Annotated in this window: 15 protein-coding genes and 1 pseudogene; 13 read left to right on the top strand and 3 right to left on the bottom strand. The window is 70.0% G+C overall.

What is annotated here, in order from left to right; translation table 11 throughout:
• On the top strand, positions 1 to 186 hold a 186-nt coding region (gene rpsR, locus GKQ77_RS14975; protein WP_219689257.1), incomplete at its 5' end, for a 30S ribosomal protein S18.
• Between the two features lie 267 nt (positions 187 to 453).
• Positions 454 to 681, top strand: a complete 228-nt coding sequence (locus tag GKQ77_RS14970) for a DUF397 domain-containing protein (protein WP_055533771.1) — start codon at positions 454 to 456, stop codon at positions 679 to 681.
• 97 nt (positions 682 to 778) lie between these two features.
• Here GKQ77_RS14970 and GKQ77_RS14965 read toward each other — a convergent pair whose 3' ends face one another.
• Complete coding sequence (locus GKQ77_RS14965) at positions 779 to 1,267, bottom strand: ATP-binding protein (RefSeq protein WP_219689256.1); 489 nt, start codon at positions 1,265 to 1,267, stop codon at positions 779 to 781.
• Positions 1,268 to 1,579: 312 nt separating this feature from the next.
• Here GKQ77_RS14965 and GKQ77_RS14960 point away from each other — a divergent pair, with 312 nt between their 5' ends.
• From GKQ77_RS14960 to GKQ77_RS14925, 8 genes are all read left to right on the top strand, one after another.
• Positions 1,580 to 2,443, top strand: a complete 864-nt coding sequence (locus tag GKQ77_RS14960) for a Sco1979 family transcriptional regulator (protein ID WP_219689255.1) — start codon at positions 1,580 to 1,582, stop codon at positions 2,441 to 2,443.
• Positions 2,444 to 2,529: 86 nt separating this feature from the next.
• Complete coding sequence (locus GKQ77_RS14955; protein WP_219689254.1) at positions 2,530 to 3,987, top strand: aldehyde dehydrogenase family protein; 1,458 nt, start codon at positions 2,530 to 2,532, stop codon at positions 3,985 to 3,987.
• Positions 3,988 to 4,134: 147 nt separating this feature from the next.
• A complete protein-coding gene (locus GKQ77_RS14950; protein ID WP_219689253.1) occupies positions 4,135 to 4,686 on the top strand; it encodes a DinB family protein in 552 nt (183 codons plus the stop codon).
• A 34-nt stretch (positions 4,687 to 4,720) separates the two neighbouring features.
• Entirely contained in the window at positions 4,721 to 5,362 is a 642-nt protein-coding gene (locus GKQ77_RS14945) for a PadR family transcriptional regulator (RefSeq protein ID WP_219689252.1), read from the top strand.
• An 80-nt stretch (positions 5,363 to 5,442) separates the two neighbouring features.
• Complete coding sequence (locus tag GKQ77_RS14940) at positions 5,443 to 6,387, top strand: ATP-binding cassette domain-containing protein (protein ID WP_219689251.1); 945 nt, start codon at positions 5,443 to 5,445, stop codon at positions 6,385 to 6,387.
• Positions 6,384 to 7,175, top strand: a complete 792-nt coding sequence (locus GKQ77_RS14935; RefSeq protein WP_219689250.1) for an ABC transporter permease — start codon at positions 6,384 to 6,386, stop codon at positions 7,173 to 7,175. Before GKQ77_RS14940 ends, GKQ77_RS14935 begins: the two co-directional genes overlap by 4 nt.
• 122 nt (positions 7,176 to 7,297) lie before the next feature.
• Entirely contained in the window at positions 7,298 to 8,056 is a 759-nt protein-coding gene (locus GKQ77_RS14930) for a MerR family transcriptional regulator (RefSeq protein WP_219689249.1), read from the top strand.
• A 212-nt stretch (positions 8,057 to 8,268) separates the two neighbouring features.
• Entirely contained in the window at positions 8,269 to 8,949 is a 681-nt protein-coding gene (locus GKQ77_RS14925; RefSeq protein WP_219689248.1) for a DedA family protein, read from the top strand.
• A 33-nt stretch (positions 8,950 to 8,982) separates the two neighbouring features.
• On the opposite strand, the gene GKQ77_RS14920 is transcribed toward GKQ77_RS14925, so the two are convergent.
• Together GKQ77_RS14920 and GKQ77_RS14915 are read right to left on the bottom strand one after the other, a co-directional pair.
• Entirely contained in the window at positions 8,983 to 10,671 is a 1,689-nt protein-coding gene (locus GKQ77_RS14920; RefSeq protein WP_308117672.1) for a threonine/serine exporter family protein, read from the bottom strand.
• Positions 10,672 to 10,785: 114 nt separating this feature from the next.
• Positions 10,786 to 11,277: an inorganic diphosphatase gene (locus GKQ77_RS14915; RefSeq protein ID WP_030785786.1), complete on the bottom strand. Its 492-nt coding sequence runs from the start codon at positions 11,275 to 11,277 to the stop codon at positions 10,786 to 10,788.
• A 187-nt stretch (positions 11,278 to 11,464) separates the two neighbouring features.
• Between GKQ77_RS14915 and dacB the strand changes: the two genes are divergently transcribed.
• From dacB to GKQ77_RS14900, 3 genes and pseudogenes are all read left to right on the top strand, one after another.
• Positions 11,465 to 12,889, top strand: coding sequence for a D-alanyl-D-alanine carboxypeptidase/D-alanyl-D-alanine endopeptidase (dacB, locus tag GKQ77_RS14910; protein ID WP_372459884.1), 1,425 nt, complete (start codon positions 11,465 to 11,467; stop codon positions 12,887 to 12,889).
• A 159-nt stretch (positions 12,890 to 13,048) separates the two neighbouring features.
• The gene (locus GKQ77_RS14905; protein ID WP_219689246.1) at positions 13,049 to 14,170 is read left to right on the top strand and encodes an Rv3626c family coenzyme F420 biosynthesis-associated protein; all 1,122 of its coding nucleotides are present in this window, start codon (positions 13,049 to 13,051) and stop codon (positions 14,168 to 14,170) included.
• A 236-nt stretch (positions 14,171 to 14,406) separates the two neighbouring features.
• Positions 14,407 to 14,523, top strand: a pseudogene (locus tag GKQ77_RS14900) (tRNA lysidine(34) synthetase TilS); the annotation flags it as partial.

The raw sequence follows: 14,523 nt of genomic DNA, 5'->3' as shown, positions 1-14,523 counted from the left end.
GACCAGGCCGGCATCACGTACATCGACTACAAGGACACCGATCTGCTCCGGAAGTTCATCTCGGACCGGGGCAAGATCCGCGGCCGCCGGGTCACTCGTGTCACGGCCCAGCAGCAGCGGCAGATCGCCGCCGCGATCAAGAACGCCCGCGAGATGGCACTCCTGCCGTACGGCACCGCGCGCTGAGCGCGCCGAGATTCGCTCGCTCCGCGTTCCCCCGCGCACCGCGCCGGTTGTTTTCCGCCTTTCGGACGGAACACATCCGGCGCGGTGCGCGTCTGTTTCTAGAGCACGGTGGACCGGTAGAGCTGTAATCAAGGCACCACCGCGCGTGCACGTGCATCTGCCCATGCATCAGCATGTGAACACAGCTATGATCCGGGACAGTTGACCACTGCATCTAGACGCCACTCAAGGCACTGCACCACCGGGGAGCGATCTGTGCACCACGCGATGAACGGCATGGCGGCCACGGAGCTTCACGGGGTGGTCTGGCAGAAGAGCAGACACAGCAACTCGCAGGGCTCCTGCGTGGAGTTCGCGAAGCTGCCGGGCGGCGACGTCGCCGTACGCAATTCGCGCTTCCCGGACGGGCCCGCGCTCGTCTACACCCGCGCGGAGATAGAGGCGATGCTGCTCGGCATGAAGGACGGGGAGTTCGACCACCTGATAGGTGGTTGAGTACGCGAACGCCTTCCGCTCGCGCACCCGGGCCGGATCGCCGCACCCGGGCCCGCTCGCGCACCCGGGCCGGATCGCCGTACCCCCCGGGCCGCCCTCAGCCCAGCTGGAACAGCGCCCAGACCACCTTGCCCCGCAGCGTCCCGGCGAGCGGGTGCCAGCCCCAGCCGTCGCTGAAGGACTCGACGAGGAACAGGCCGCGGCCCGACTCCGCGGAGAAGTCGTCGTCGGTGTCGCGCGTCACCGGGCTCTCCTCGCTGGGGTCGCGCACCGCGCACACCAGACGGGACGCCCAGCGCATCATGTGCAGCCGCACGGGCGGGTCCAGCTGCTCGCGCGGGGTGTCGGCGGGCAGCGCGTGCCGAAGCGCGTTGGTGACGAGTTCGGAGACGACGAGCGCTATGTCGTCGAAGCGCTCGTCCAGATCCCACTGCCCGAGCGTCTTGCGGGTGAACTGCCGTGCGCAGCCCACCGCTTCATAGCGGGCGGGGAGTGCGACGGAGGCGGTGCCGGAGACCGCCGAGGGGTCGAGCGGAGGAAGCCCCTGCCTTAACGGCTCGAGCATGGTCGATCCATTCGTCCCCATGCGAGGCACTCCCCGGTTTCGCGGTACGTAGCGATGGAGCGGTGGCGCGGTCGGTCGCCGATGGTGCGGGTGGTACACGGTCGGTAGAGCAGTGGCGCGCGGACCATGGTTCCGAATGCGTACGGCAGATGCAAGGGCAGATGCACGTGCACGCGCCGGACTTGGTGGCTCCGTGCCAGTTCTTGCCCATTTCTTCCGACGCTTTCTTGTGGAGGCTTTCGGAGGCTTTCCGTTTCTGTAACCGAACGAGTACGGCCCGGAGCGTTTAATGGCAGACTGCTGGCTTCCAGTCGATGGGGAGGATTGAGCGAAGTGACCGCAGGGGAGTCGAGTGGCTCGGTGGTACGGCGCATCCTGCTTGGCTCGCAGCTGAGGCGCCTCAGAGAATCCCGGGGCATCACCCGCGAAGCGGCCGGCTACTCGATCCGCGCATCCGAATCGAAGATCAGCCGCATGGAGTTGGGACGGGTGAGCTTCAAGTCCAGGGACATCGAGGACCTTCTGACGCTCTACGGCGTCACGGACGAGGCCGAGCGCGGCGCACTCCTCTCGCTTGCCAAGGAGGCCAACCTCACGGGCTGGTGGCACAGTTACTCCGATGTCCTGCCGGGCTGGTTCCAGACCTACATCGGTCTGGAGGGCGCCGCCTCGCTGATCCGCGTCTACGAAGTGCAGTTCGTCAACGGCCTGTTGCAGACCGAGGCGTACGCGCACGCGGTCGTCGCCCGCGGCATGAAGGGCGCGAGCGAGGCCGAGATCGAGCGCCGCGTCGCCCTGCGCCTCGAACGCCAGAAGCTCCTCGCCTCCGAGCACGCGCCCCGCTTCCACTGCGTACTGGACGAGGCCGCGCTGCGGCGCCCGTACGGCGACCGGGAGGTGATGCGCGGGCAGATCCAGCACCTCATCGAGATCTCCGAGCGGCCGAACGTCACGCTCCAGGTCATGCCGTTCAGCTTCGGCGGCCACGCGGGCGAGAGCGGCGCGTTCACGATGCTGAGCTTCCCGGAGTCCGACCTCTCCGACGTCGTGTACGTGGAGCAGCTGACCGGCGCGCTCTACCTCGACAAGGCGGAGGAGGTCGCGCAGTACGAGCGGGTGGCGGCGCAGCTGCACAAGGACAGCCCGGATCCGGCGGACAGCCGTGACCTTTTGCGCGGACTGCTTCAACTCACCTGAAACATAAGTACTATGACGTGACCTCAGATGTCTGACACTGATCGGATATCTGCTTCCGTTCGCTGCCGCGGCAAGGGGTCCGTCTCATGTCCTTCTTCACTGACCTGGCTCACCAGTACATCGACGGGGTATGGAAAGCCGGGTCGGGCTCCTGGGACATCATCGACTTCAATCCGTACAACGGCGAGAAGCTGGCCTCCATCACCGTCGCCACCGCCGAAGAGGTCGACCAGGCCTACCGCGCCGCCGAGCGCGCGCAGCGGGAGTGGGCCGACACCAACCCCTACGCCAGGCGCGGTGTCTTCGAGCGCGCCCTGCGGATCATCGAGGACCGCGAGGACGAGATCACCGAGGCGATCATCGCCGAGCTCGGCGGCACCCGGCTCAAGGCCGCCTTCGAGCTGCACCTCACCAAGGAGTTCCTGCGCGAGGCCGTGCATCTCGCGCTGCGCTCCGAGGGCCGGATCCTGCCCTCCCCGGGCGACGGCAAGGAGAACCGCCTCTACCGCGTCCCGGTGGGCGTGGTCGGCGTCATCAGCCCCTTCAACTTCCCGTTCCTGCTGTCGATCAAGTCCGTCGCCCCGGCCCTCGCCCTCGGCAACGGCGTCGTCCTCAAGCCCCACCAGAACGCGCCGGTGCTCGGCGGCAGCCTGGTGGCCAAGGTCTTCGAGGACGCCGGACTGCCGCCCGGCCTGCTGAACGTCGTCATCACGGACATAGCCGAGATAGGCGACGCCCTGATCGAGCACCCGGTCCCGAGCATCATCTCCTTCACCGGCTCGGACCGCGTGGGCCGCCGCGTCGCCATGGTCTGCGCCTCGCACTTCAAGCGCGCGATCCTGGAGCTTGGCGGCAACAGCGCGCTGATCGTCCTGGACGACGCCGACATCGACTACGCGGTGGACGCGGCGGTCTTCAGCCGCTTCGTCCACCAGGGCCAGGTCTGCATGGCCGCCAACCGCATCCTCGTGGACCGGTCCGTGCAGGCGGAGTTCACCGAGAAGTTCGTCGCCAAGACCGCCGCGCTCAAGGTCGGCGACCCGGCCGAGCCCGGCACACACATCGGCCCGCTCATCAACGCCTCGCAGGCGGACGCCGTTTCGGCCGTCGTCGAGCAGGCGGTCGCCGCGGGCGCGACGGCCCTGCTGCGCGGCCGTACCGAGGGCAACGTGGTCTCGCCCTCCGTCCTGACGGACCTGCCCGCTGACTCCCCGGTCCTCGGTCAGGAGATCTTCGGGCCCGTCGCCCTGATCCTGCCCTTCGACGGCGAGGAGGAGGCGGTGCGGATCGCCAACGACAGTCCGTACGGCCTGAGCGGCGCGGTGCACACGGCCGACATCGAGCGGGGCGTGCGGCTCGCCAAGCGCGTCAGGACCGGCATGATCCACGTGAACGACGGCACGGTGCACGACGAGGCGATCGTGCCGTTCGGCGGCGAGAAGAACTCCGGTATCGGCCGGCTGAACGGTGAGTCCACGGTGGAGGCCTTCACCACGCAGAAGTGGATCTCGGTGCAGCACGGACGCTCGCGCTTCCCGTTCTGAGCCGTACCGCCGTTGACGTACCGACGTCGTGCTTTTCCGCCGGACCCTTGCGGACAGAAGCTGACCGCAAGGGTCCGTAGCTTATGAGGTGTCGGGAGGGAAGCCGGAGCCCGGCGGAACTCGACCCCCTGCGGGAAGGCGGACACCATGGTCACCCACGTCAGTTCGGAAGCGCGCGGCGACGAGCGCGGCGCCCTCATCGCCTTCGTGGAGGCCCAGCGCGGCGGCCTCCGCCGCTCGGTGCTCGGGCTCACGGACGAGCAGGCCGCGCTGCGGCCGAGCGCCAGCGAGCTGTCCCTGTCGGGGCTGGTGAAGCACGTCGCCGAGACGGAGCTGAACTGGCTGCGAATGGCCCAGCGCAAGCCGAACGAGAGGGCCCGCACCGAGGCGACCTGGGGCGACAGCTTCCGCCTGGTGGAGGGCGAGACACTCGCGGAGACCCTGGCATTCTGGGACCGGGTCGCCCGCGAGACCGAGGAGTTCATCCGCGAGGTGCCGAGCCTCGACGACACCTTCCCGCTGCCCGAGGCGCCCTGGTTCCCCAAGGACGGCGAGGTGTCGATGCGCTGGCTGATGCTGCACCTCGTGGAGGAGATCGGCCGGCACGCGGGCCACGCCGACATCGTCCGCGAATCCCTGGACGGCAGAACGGCGTTTGAGCTGGTGGCGCTGGAGCAGGGATACCCTAGTCAAAATTGATGACTGGGGGGCTATCGGAAGGCGCGGTGCAGGAATGTCAGCGATCCGGCTACTGGTTCTCGGGGCCGTGCGCCAGCACGGCCGCGCCCACGGCTACCAGGTCCGCAACGACCTGGAGTACTGGGGCGCGCACGAGTGGTCCAACGCCAAGCCGGGCTCGATCTACCACGCGCTGAAGCAGCTGGCCAAGCAGGGGCTGCTGCGCGCCCACGAGGTGGCCCCCTCGACGGCGGGCGGCCCGCCGCGCACGGAGTACGAGATCACGGACCAGGGCATCGAGGAGTACCTCTCCCTGGTCCGCGACTCCCTGACCACGTACGACCAGCGGCCCGACATCCTCACAGCGGCGCTCGGCTTCATGGTGGACCTGCCGCGCGAGGAGGCGGTGGCCCTCCTGGAGGAGCGCGTGCGCCGCATGAAGGAGTGGCGGGCCTCCGTCACCGAGTACTACACGCCCGAGGAAGGCCCCGGCCAGCTGGGCCACATCGGCGAGATCATGAACTACTGGGTGCACTCGGCCGATACCGGCGCGGAGTGGACCGAAGGGCTGATCGCCCGCATCAAGGGTGGCGCCTACACCTTCGCCGGTGAGGGCGAGCCGTTCGTCGGGGTGCTCGCCGAGGGCGAGGAGAACCCGTTCGGGACGGGCGCGCCGCACGCCGGGGACGACAAGTAATCAAGTTTGACGAATGCTGGACCTTCCGCTACCTTCGCCCATCTAGTCAACTTTGACTACGTGATCAACGAGGGAGTCGGATGGCGGCGGACGCGATCATCGTCGAAGGCGTACGGAAGAGGTTCGGGGAGAAGGCCGCGCTGGACGGCCTCGACCTGCGGGTCGGAAGCGGCACGGTGCACGGCGTGCTCGGCCCCAACGGCGCGGGCAAGACCACGGCGGTACGGGTGCTCGCCACCCTGCTGCGGGCCGACGAGGGACGCGTGGAGGTCGCGGGGCACGACGTGCGGCGCAGGCCCGACGAGGTCCGCCGGCGCATCGGGCTGCTGGGCCAGCACGCGGCGGTGGACGAGGAGCTGAGCGGCCGCCAGAACCTGGACATGTTCGGGCGCCTCCACCACCTGGGCGCGCGCCACGCGCGCGTGCGGGCCGACGAGCTTCTGGAGCGGTTCGGTCTCGCGGAGACCGGCCGCAAGGCGGTCAAGCGGTACAGCGGCGGCATGCGGCGCCGCCTGGACCTCGCGGCCTCGCTCATCACGGACCCCGAGGTCCTCTTCCTCGACGAGCCCACCACGGGCCTGGACCCGAGGGGCCGCGCCGAGGTGTGGGAGTCGGTGCGCTCGCTCGTCGGCGGGGGTACGACGGTGCTGCTGACCACGCAGTATCTGGAGGAGGCCGATCAGCTGGCCGACCGCGTCTCGGTGATCGACGGTGGCCGGGTCGTCGCGGACGGCACGCCGGACGGCCTGAAGGAACGGCTCGGCGGCGACCGCATCGACGTGGTGGTGCGGGACGCGGCCCAGCTGGCGCGCACGGCCGAGCTGCTGCCCGCGGGCGCCACCGTGGACGCCGACCGCAGGCTGGCCTCCGCGCCCGTCACCGACCGGATGGAGGCGCTGACGGGCGTCGTTCGGGCGCTGCGGGACGCGGGGATCGACGCCGAGGACGTGGCGCTGCGCAGGCCCACGCTGGACGAGGTGTTCCTGAGCCTGACCGGATGCCCGAAGGAGACGGAGACCGTATGAGTACGTCGATGAGCTGGGCCGTCACGGACTCCTGGACCATGACGCGCCGCGAACTGGCGCACTGGGCGCGGCAGCCGGTGCAGGTCCTTGTGGGCCTGGTCTTCCCCGTGATGATGCTGCTGATGTTCACCTATCTGATCGGCGGCGGGAAGGGCATCGCGGGTCAGTACGCGGAGTTCCTGGTGCCCGGCATGTTCGCCCTGACGATGGTCTTCGGCCTGGACGCCACGATGGTCGCGGTCACCCAGGACCTGAACAAGGGCGTGATCGACCGCTTCCGGTCCATGCCGATGACCAACGGGGCGGTCCTCGTCGGGCGCTCGGCCGCCGACATGCTCCAGTCCTTCGTCTCGCTGCTGGTCATGATGGCGGTGGGGCTCGCGATCGGCTGGCGCTGGCACGGCTCGTTCGCCGCCGTCCTCGCGGCCGTCGGGCTGCTGCTCATGCTGCGGTTCGCGATGCTGTGGATCGGCATCTACCTGGCGATGATCGCGGGGAGGCCGGAGCTGGTGGCGGCCGTGCAGATCCTGGTCTGGCCGGTGGGCTTCCTCTCCAACGCCTTCACGGTCCCGCAGAACATGCCGGGCTGGCTGGGTGCGGTGGTCGAGTGGAACCCGATGTCCGCGACCGCCACCGCCGTACGCGACCTCTTCGGCAACGACTCCGGGGTGGCCGGCACGTCCTGGGCGGCCGATCAGGCGGGTCTGTTGGCGGTGCTGTGGCCCGTGGTGCTGGTGGGGATCTTCCTGCCGCTGGCGGTACGCAGGTTCACGGCCCTCAGCAAGTAGCGGCGCTCGGCGAGTGGCGCACTCGGCGAGTGGCGGGCGGGGCCTTCGCGGGAAACGGCTTGCACCTCACGCGACGTGAGGCCGCAGGCTGATCCGCGTACCGAAAAGGAAGGGCGGAAGCCATGAGCTACTCCGTGGGACAGGTCGCCGGTTTCGCCGGGGTGACGGTGCGCACGCTGCACCACTACGACGAGATCGGCCTGCTCGTGCCCAGCGGGCGCAGCCACGCGGGTCACCGGCGCTACAGCGACACCGACCTGGACCGGCTCCAGCAGATCCTGTTCTACCGGCAGCTCGGCTTCCCCCTCGACGAGGTGGCGTCCCTCCTGGACGACCCGGAGGCGGATCCGCGCGCGCACCTGCGCCGCCAGCACGAGCTGCTGACCGCCCGGATCGCCAGGCTCCAGGAGATGGCCGCCGCCGTCGAGACCGCCATGGAGGCGAAGAGGATGGGCATCAACCTCACACCCGAGGAGAAGTTCGAGGTCTTCGGGGACGCCGACCCCGAGCAGTACGCGCAGGAGGCCGAGCGGCGCTGGGGCGACACGGAGGCCTACCGGGAGTCGCGGCGCAGGTCGGCCTCGTACACGAAGGACGACTGGCAGCGGATCAACGACGAGTTCTCGGCGATCCACGCCCGCATGGGCGACCTGCTCGCCGAGGGGCACGCCGCCGACTCCCAGGAGGCGATGGACGGCGCCGAGGAGCACCGTCTCTTCATCAGCCGCTTCCACTACGAGTGCGCGCACGAGACGCACACCTGCCTCGGTGAGATGTACGTCGCCGACGAGCGCTTCACCGCGTTCTACGAGGCGATCCGCCCCGGCCTCGCGGTGTACATGCGGGACGCGATCCTGGCGAACGCGGCGCGTCACGCCTGAGCGGCGAGGGACGGGCGAGGCATCGGCGGACGGGCGAGGCATCGGCGCAGGACCGGCGAGGGGGGAGGTAAGGGGCGTTATCAAGGGGTGACGCCCCTTACCGCGCTCCCGCATGGGACCGTGGAACCTGGTCCGGCCGCCCGGCGTTGATAACTTTGGGCGGCTGCACCCGCCGCCGTACCGCCCCCCCTCACCCTCAGGAGCCCGGAACCGTGACGACGCTTGCGCTCGGACCAAGCTGGCTGGATCCGGATTACCTGCTGAACCAGTTCGGCCTCTGGGGCCTGCTGGTCATCGTCTTCGCCGAGTCGGGCCTGCTCATCGGCTTCTTCCTGCCGGGCGACTCGCTGCTGTTCACCACGGGCCTGCTGATCACCACGCACAAGCTGGACACCCCGCTGTGGCTGGCCTGCCTGCTGATCTGCATCGCCGCGATCCTCGGCGACCAGGCGGGCTACCTCTTCGGCAAGAAGGTCGGCCCGGCGCTGTTCAACCGCCCGGACTCCAAGCTCTTCAAGCAGGAGAACGTGGTCAAGGCGCACGACTTCTTCGAGAAGTACGGCCCCAAGTCGCTGGTCCTGGCCCGCTTCGTGCCGATCGTGCGTACGTTCACGCCGATCATCGCCGGCGTCTCGGGCATGCGGTACCGCTCGTTCATCACGTTCAACATCATCGGCGGCGTCCTGTGGGGCGCGGGCGTCACGCTGCTCGGCGCCTGGCTCGGCAACATCGACTTCGTCCACAAGAACATCGAGGCGATCCTCATCCTGATCGTCCTCATCTCGGTGGTGCCGATCGCCATCGAGTTCCTGCGGGCGCGGGGCAAGTCCAAGAAGGCGGCCTCGGCCGAGGGCGCGCCCCCGGCCCAGCGCGGCCGGCACGCCAAGCGCTGACCGGGCGGGGGCAGAACCCTTCGGTCCCGGGGGTCAGAAGCCCCTGGTCCGCTTCGCCGCACGGCGGTTCTCCGCCGTCGCCGCCCCGGGGATCTTGAGGATCAGCCGGGAGATCTCGCTCCCCAGGTTCACGCCGATCGCGATGGCGAGCGCCGTCGCGACGGCCTTGGTGAGCGAGTTCATGCCCGTGTTGAGGTCGTTCTGCGCGAGGGCCAGCAGCCCGAAGTACGTGGCGCTACCGGGCAGCAGCGGCCCGATCGCGGCCGTCACGTACGGCAGTGAGGACGCGAACCGGTAGCGCGAGAAGAGCTGCCCGAACAGGCCCACCAGACCGGCCGCGATGGCCGTCGCCGCGACGGGGGACAGCGCCAGCGGGGTCTGCGCGAGGGCACCGAACATCACCCAGGCGATGCCGCCGTTGAGGGTCACCATCAGCACGGTGTGACGTTCCTGCTGGAGCAGTATCGCGAAGGCCAGGCTCAGCGCCATCGACGCCAGGATCTGGATGACGGGCCGCGACGACGTCACGCCGAACTGCGTCTCCGGAGTCAGGTTCGTCGCGTCCAGCATCACGCCGAGCGACAGCACGAGCAGCACACCGCAGACGATGCCGACGATCAGGTACATGACCTCCAGCAGACGCGCCGCCGCGGTGATGTAGTAGCCGGTCAGACCGTCCTGCACGCCCGCCACCAGCGCCCGCCCCGGGATCAGCGCGAAGAGCCCACCGGTGATGACCGCGGAGGCCATCGTCGCCTCGGTGTGCGCGAAGCTCAGCGCCACGCCCATCGCGGCGGGCGGCATCGCGGCCCCCACGAACTGGTAGAACTCCGGCAGCCCGCGCCCCGCGCACAGCCAGGCGAGCCGGTCGCCGAGCATCGCGCCCACAGCGGCCACGAAGAAGACCAGCGCGCCACCGCCGACCAGCACGGACGCGGAGCCCGCGAGGAGGCCGCTGGCGGCCGTGAGGGCCCATCCCGGGTAGGGGTGACGGTTACGGCGGATGCCCGCCAGACGGCGGTAGGCCTCCTCGAGGGAGACGTCGATGTCCGGGTCGCTGATGTCGTCCACCAGGTGGAAGACCGCCGCGAGCCGGGTGTAGTCGGTGCCCCGGCGGCGCACGGTACGCGAGGCCGTGACGGGGTCGTCCACGAGCGAGGGCTGGTGCGAGACCGAGAGCAGCGTGAACGTCACGTTCGGCTCGCAGCGGTCGAGGCCGTAGGAGCGACAGACGGCGAACATGGCCGCCTCGACGTCCTCGGCGCCCTCGCCACCGGCGAGCAGCAGCTCCCCGATACGCAGCGTCAGGTCGAGCACGCGCGGCACGGCGGGCCCGGCCTCGTCCTGATGCTTCTGCGCGGGCTCCGGAGCGGGCCGCTCGGTGACCGGCATCCGCAGCATCGTGCGCATCTGGTCCTGCCAGGGCACTTCCTTGGTGAGCTTCACCAGGGGGACGCCCTGCGCGGGAGTGAAGGCCGGCGGGGCGTTGCGCGCGCTGTAGGTGTGCGGCGGCGTGAACGCCGACTTCTCGGTCTCCTGCGTCGTCGACGGCGACGGGGCCGGCAGCCCCGTGGGGAGGGCGAACTCGGAGGTGGTCTGGGACTCGTCCTCCGGCGCCTGCGGCTGCGGCGCCACCCCGCTGGGCTGCACGAACGCGCTGCGGGCCTCGTCCGACTGAGGCTTTTGGTCCTCGGCCTCGTGCTCGGCCACTGCTGCCCTCACTTACTTCTCATACGACTCGTACGCACCCTCCGTATGGCCAGTATGGGCACAGATACGCGAACGGGCCGCGCGGTCCGGAAGCCGGATCGCGCGGCCCGTTCGGGGCCGGGAGGCTCAGTGGCCGCCCTGCGCCTCGAAGCGCTTGTACGACTTCTCGATCTCGGCCTCGGCGTCCGCGCGGCCGACCCAGTCGGCGCCTTCCACGGACTTGCCGGGCTCCAGGTCCTTGTAGACCTCGAAGAAGTGCTGGATCTCCAGGCGGTCGAACTCGGAAACGTGGTGGATGTCACGCAGGTGCTCCACCCGGGGGTCCGAGGCCGGGACGCAGAGCAGCTTGTCGTCGCCGCCCGCCTCGTCGGTCATCCGGAACATGCCGATCGCGCGGCACTTGATGAGGCATCCGGGGAAGGTCGGCTCGTCCAGGATGACCAGGGCGTCCAGCGGGTCACCGTCCTCGCCGAGGGTGTTCTCGACGAAGCCGTAGTCCGCGGGGTAGCTGGTCGACGTGAAGAGGCGACGGTCCAGACGAATCCGGCCGGTCTCGTGGTCCACCTCGTACTTGTTCCGCGAACCCTTCGGAATCTCGATGGTGACGTCGAACTCCACGGGTGGCTCCTCCATGATCAGCACATACTTCGGGTGATTAAGTGTCCCTCACGCAGATGTGTGATCGCGAAAGGGGCTGGTCGTCGTGCCGGAGCTCAAGCCTTGGCAGCGGCCTCGACAGCTTTTGGAACAGCTGCCAAAGCCTTCCGCCCTCAAGCTCCCCCGGTTCTCGGGAAAGCTCACGACGTTGCAGCTCACGGCGGGTGCCGCCACCCTCGGCCTGGTGATCTCGGCCGGGGCGGTGGCCGCGGCCGGCCCGTGGGACTCCTCCGGTCAGCGTACGGCCGAGCGGGACTGGGCCGCTGCTCAGGAGGCCGGGGGTGGCGCAGATCACGGTCGTCACGGGGGTGCGGGGACGCCCGAGACCGCCCCGAGCGCCCCGTCCGTGCTCACCGGGCTCGGCGCGCCCGCGGGGGCGGCTCCGAGACCCACGGACCGCGCGCTGGCCGACGTACTCGACCCCCTCCTGAAGGACCCCGCGCTCGGCCCCGAGCGCTCGGCCGTCGTCCTCGACGCGGTCTCCGGGAAGCGGGTCTACGGCAAGGGGGCGGGGGACGGTCTGATGCCCGCGTCGACCATCAAGATCGCCACGGCCGTCGCGGCGCTCTCGGCCGCGGGCCCCGACCACCGCATCGCCACCACGACGGTCATCGAGCCGGACTCCAAGGACGTCGTCCTGGTCGGCGGCGGCGACCCCACGCTGACCGCCCGCAAGGACGGCCGCTACACCGACACCGCCGCGAACCTGCGCACGCTGGCCGAGGACACCGCCCGCGCGCTGAAGTCCCGGGAGATCGACAAGGTGGCGCTCACCTACGACACCTCGCTGTACTCCGGGCCGCCGCAGCACCCCATCGGCCCCAACGAGAACATCACGCCGGTCAGCGCCCTGATGGCCGACGAGGGCCGGCTAGACGACTCCTCCAGCGGGCCCGCCCCGCGCGCGGGTGACCCGGCGGGCGACGCGGCGCGGAAGTTCGCGGGCTTCCTCAAGGACGAGGGCATCCACCTGGAAGCCGACCCCGGCCCCTCCAAGGCGTCCCCCCGTGCCTCGTCCCTCGCCAAGGTCGAGTCGCCGCCCCTGTCCTTCCTGGTCGAGCGGATGCTGACCCACAGCGACAACGACATCGCCGAGGCCCTGGCCCGCCAGACGGCCCTCGCCGCGAAGGAGCCCGTCAGCTTCGACGGCGCGGGGCGTGCGGTCGGCGCCCAGCTCGCCAAGCTGGAACTGCCCCTCTCCGGAGCGGAGTTCGCCGACGGCAGCGGCCTGGACCGCACCGACCGGCTCTCCGCCGAACTCCTGGCCGCCCTCCTGGACCGCGCCGCCGACCCGGCCCGCCCCGAGCTGCGCTCCGTGCTGACGGGCCTGCCGGTGGCGGGCTTCACGGGCACCCTGGTCGACCGCTACCCCAAGGAGTCCCCGGGCACGGGCCTGGTACGCGCCAAGACGGGCACCCTCACCGGCGTGAACACCCTGGCGGGCACGGTCGTGGACGCGGACGGCCGCCTCCTGCTCTTCGCCTTCATGACCACGGGCACGAGGGACGCCCAGGCGGCCCAGAAAACCCTGGACCAAATGGCCTCGACCCTGGCCAACTGCGGCTGCCGCTAGCGCCCCGAAAGGGGCGCGGGGAACTGCGCGACCAGCCACACACGACCCGCACCCTCAAAGGGACCGAGCAAAGGGGCCGAGGCCCCTAGGGGCAAGGTCCGGGGCAACCTGGGGGGTCAACACCCTCCGCCAGAGGGGCCCAGCACGTACCGTTGACGCATGACGAGCATCGGTGGTGCGGAGATGGTCGACTGGAACCTCGCGGTGGCGACCGCGACCCGGCTCGTGCGGCCGGGCCCAGAGGTGAGCCGGGACGAGGCGCGAGCCATCGTCGCCGAGCTGCGCCGGCATGCCAAGTCCTCGGAGGAGCACGTCCGTTCCTTCACGGGCATGGGCACGGAGGGCGCCCACGACACCCCCGTCCTCGTCGTCGACAGAGCGGGCTGGATCAAGGCGAACGTCGCCGGTTTCCGCGAGATCCTCAAGCCCCTCCTGGACAAGATGCAGGACAAGCGGGGCAGCGGCCCCGGCGGCGCGGTCCTCGGCGCGGTCGGCGGCAAGGTGACCGGCGTGGAGCTGGGCATGCTCCTGTCGTTCCTGGCCTCCCGCGTCCTCGGCCAGTACGAGACCTTCGCCCCCGCCACCCGAGACCTCCCCGCGGGGGCGAACGGCGGCGGCAGGCTCCTCCTGGTCGCCCCGAACATCGTGCACGTGGAGCGCGAGCTGGACGTGGACCCCCACGACTTCCGCCTCTGGGTCTGCCTCCACGAGGAGACGCACCGCACCCAGTTCACCGCCGTCCCCTGGCTGCGCGACCACCTCGAAGGCGAGATCCAGTCGTTCCTCGGCGAGACCGAGGTCGACCCGATGACGGTCCTCGAGCGCGTCAGGGAGGCCGCCCAGTCGTTCGCCGGAGGCCGCCCGGAGGGCGAGGAGGACGACGCGAGCCGCTCCCTCGTCGAGCTGGTGCAGACCCCCGCCCAGCGCGAGATCCTCGCCCGCCTCACCGCCGTGATGTCGCTCCTGGAGGGCCACGCGGACTTCGTGATGGACGGCGTCGGCCCCGACGTCGTGCCCTCCGTCACCGAGATCCGCGAGAAGTTCAAGGAGCGCAGGGCCCGCGGCGCCAGCCGCCTCGACCAGGCCCTGCGCAAGCTCCTCGGCCTCGACGCGAAATTGCGCCAATACCGGGACGGCGAGCGGTTTGTCCGAGCAGTCGTGCAGGAGGTCGGCATGGACGGCTTCAACCGCGTATGGACCTCGCCGAACACCCTGCCCACGAAGGCGGAGATCGCCAAACCGGCGGACTGGGTCGCGAGGGTGCACCGTAAGGGAGACTGAGGGACCGGATGCGGCCGATGGCAGGAGAACGCCCCCGCAATCACCCGTCCGAGGGACCGTAGGCGAGGGGTAGGCGTGCAATGCTCGGGGAACGGCTCGGCTCTGTCACCATCGACACACTCTGAGTGACTGAACGCTCAGGGGCCCGAGGCCTGGGAGACCAGGCCCGGACTCCGGAGTGGGTCCTGAGTGATTGGTCCGAGGCTCACCCCCGAACTTCACGAAGGGAACCGGACATGGGTCCCCATCCTGCGGTCGCGGCGATACGCCTGGCGGTCCGCCGCGTACTCCACGACGTACTGACCGACGTACAGCGCAACTCCGAGAACGACCCCCCACCCCCCGCACACGAG

This window comes from Streptomyces anatolicus (assembly GCF_019400875.1).
Taxonomy (GTDB): Bacteria; Actinomycetota; Actinomycetes; order Streptomycetales; family Streptomycetaceae; genus Streptomyces; species Streptomyces anatolicus.
Note: the sequence above shows the minus strand (reverse complement) of the source record. Positions and strands in the feature narration are given on the sequence as shown.

Excerpts from the sequence above, each read along its gene's own strand:
- GKQ77_RS14970 (WP_055533771.1), top strand. The coding sequence starts at position 454 with ATGAACGGCATGGCGGCCACGGAGCTTCACGGGGTGGTCTGGCAGAAG.
- GKQ77_RS14965 (WP_219689256.1), bottom strand. The coding sequence starts at position 1,267 with ATGGGGACGAATGGATCGACCATGCTCGAGCCGTTAAGGCAGGGGCTT.
- GKQ77_RS14955 (WP_219689254.1), top strand. The coding sequence starts at position 2,530 with ATGTCCTTCTTCACTGACCTGGCTCACCAGTACATCGACGGGGTATGG.
- GKQ77_RS14950 (WP_219689253.1), top strand. The coding sequence starts at position 4,135 with ATGGTCACCCACGTCAGTTCGGAAGCGCGCGGCGACGAGCGCGGCGCC.
- GKQ77_RS14945 (WP_219689252.1), top strand. The coding sequence starts at position 4,721 with ATGTCAGCGATCCGGCTACTGGTTCTCGGGGCCGTGCGCCAGCACGGC.
- GKQ77_RS14940 (WP_219689251.1), top strand. The coding sequence starts at position 5,443 with ATGGCGGCGGACGCGATCATCGTCGAAGGCGTACGGAAGAGGTTCGGG.
- GKQ77_RS14935 (WP_219689250.1), top strand. The coding sequence starts at position 6,384 with ATGAGTACGTCGATGAGCTGGGCCGTCACGGACTCCTGGACCATGACG.
- GKQ77_RS14930 (WP_219689249.1), top strand. The coding sequence starts at position 7,298 with ATGAGCTACTCCGTGGGACAGGTCGCCGGTTTCGCCGGGGTGACGGTG.
- GKQ77_RS14905 (WP_219689246.1), top strand. The coding sequence starts at position 13,049 with ATGACGAGCATCGGTGGTGCGGAGATGGTCGACTGGAACCTCGCGGTG.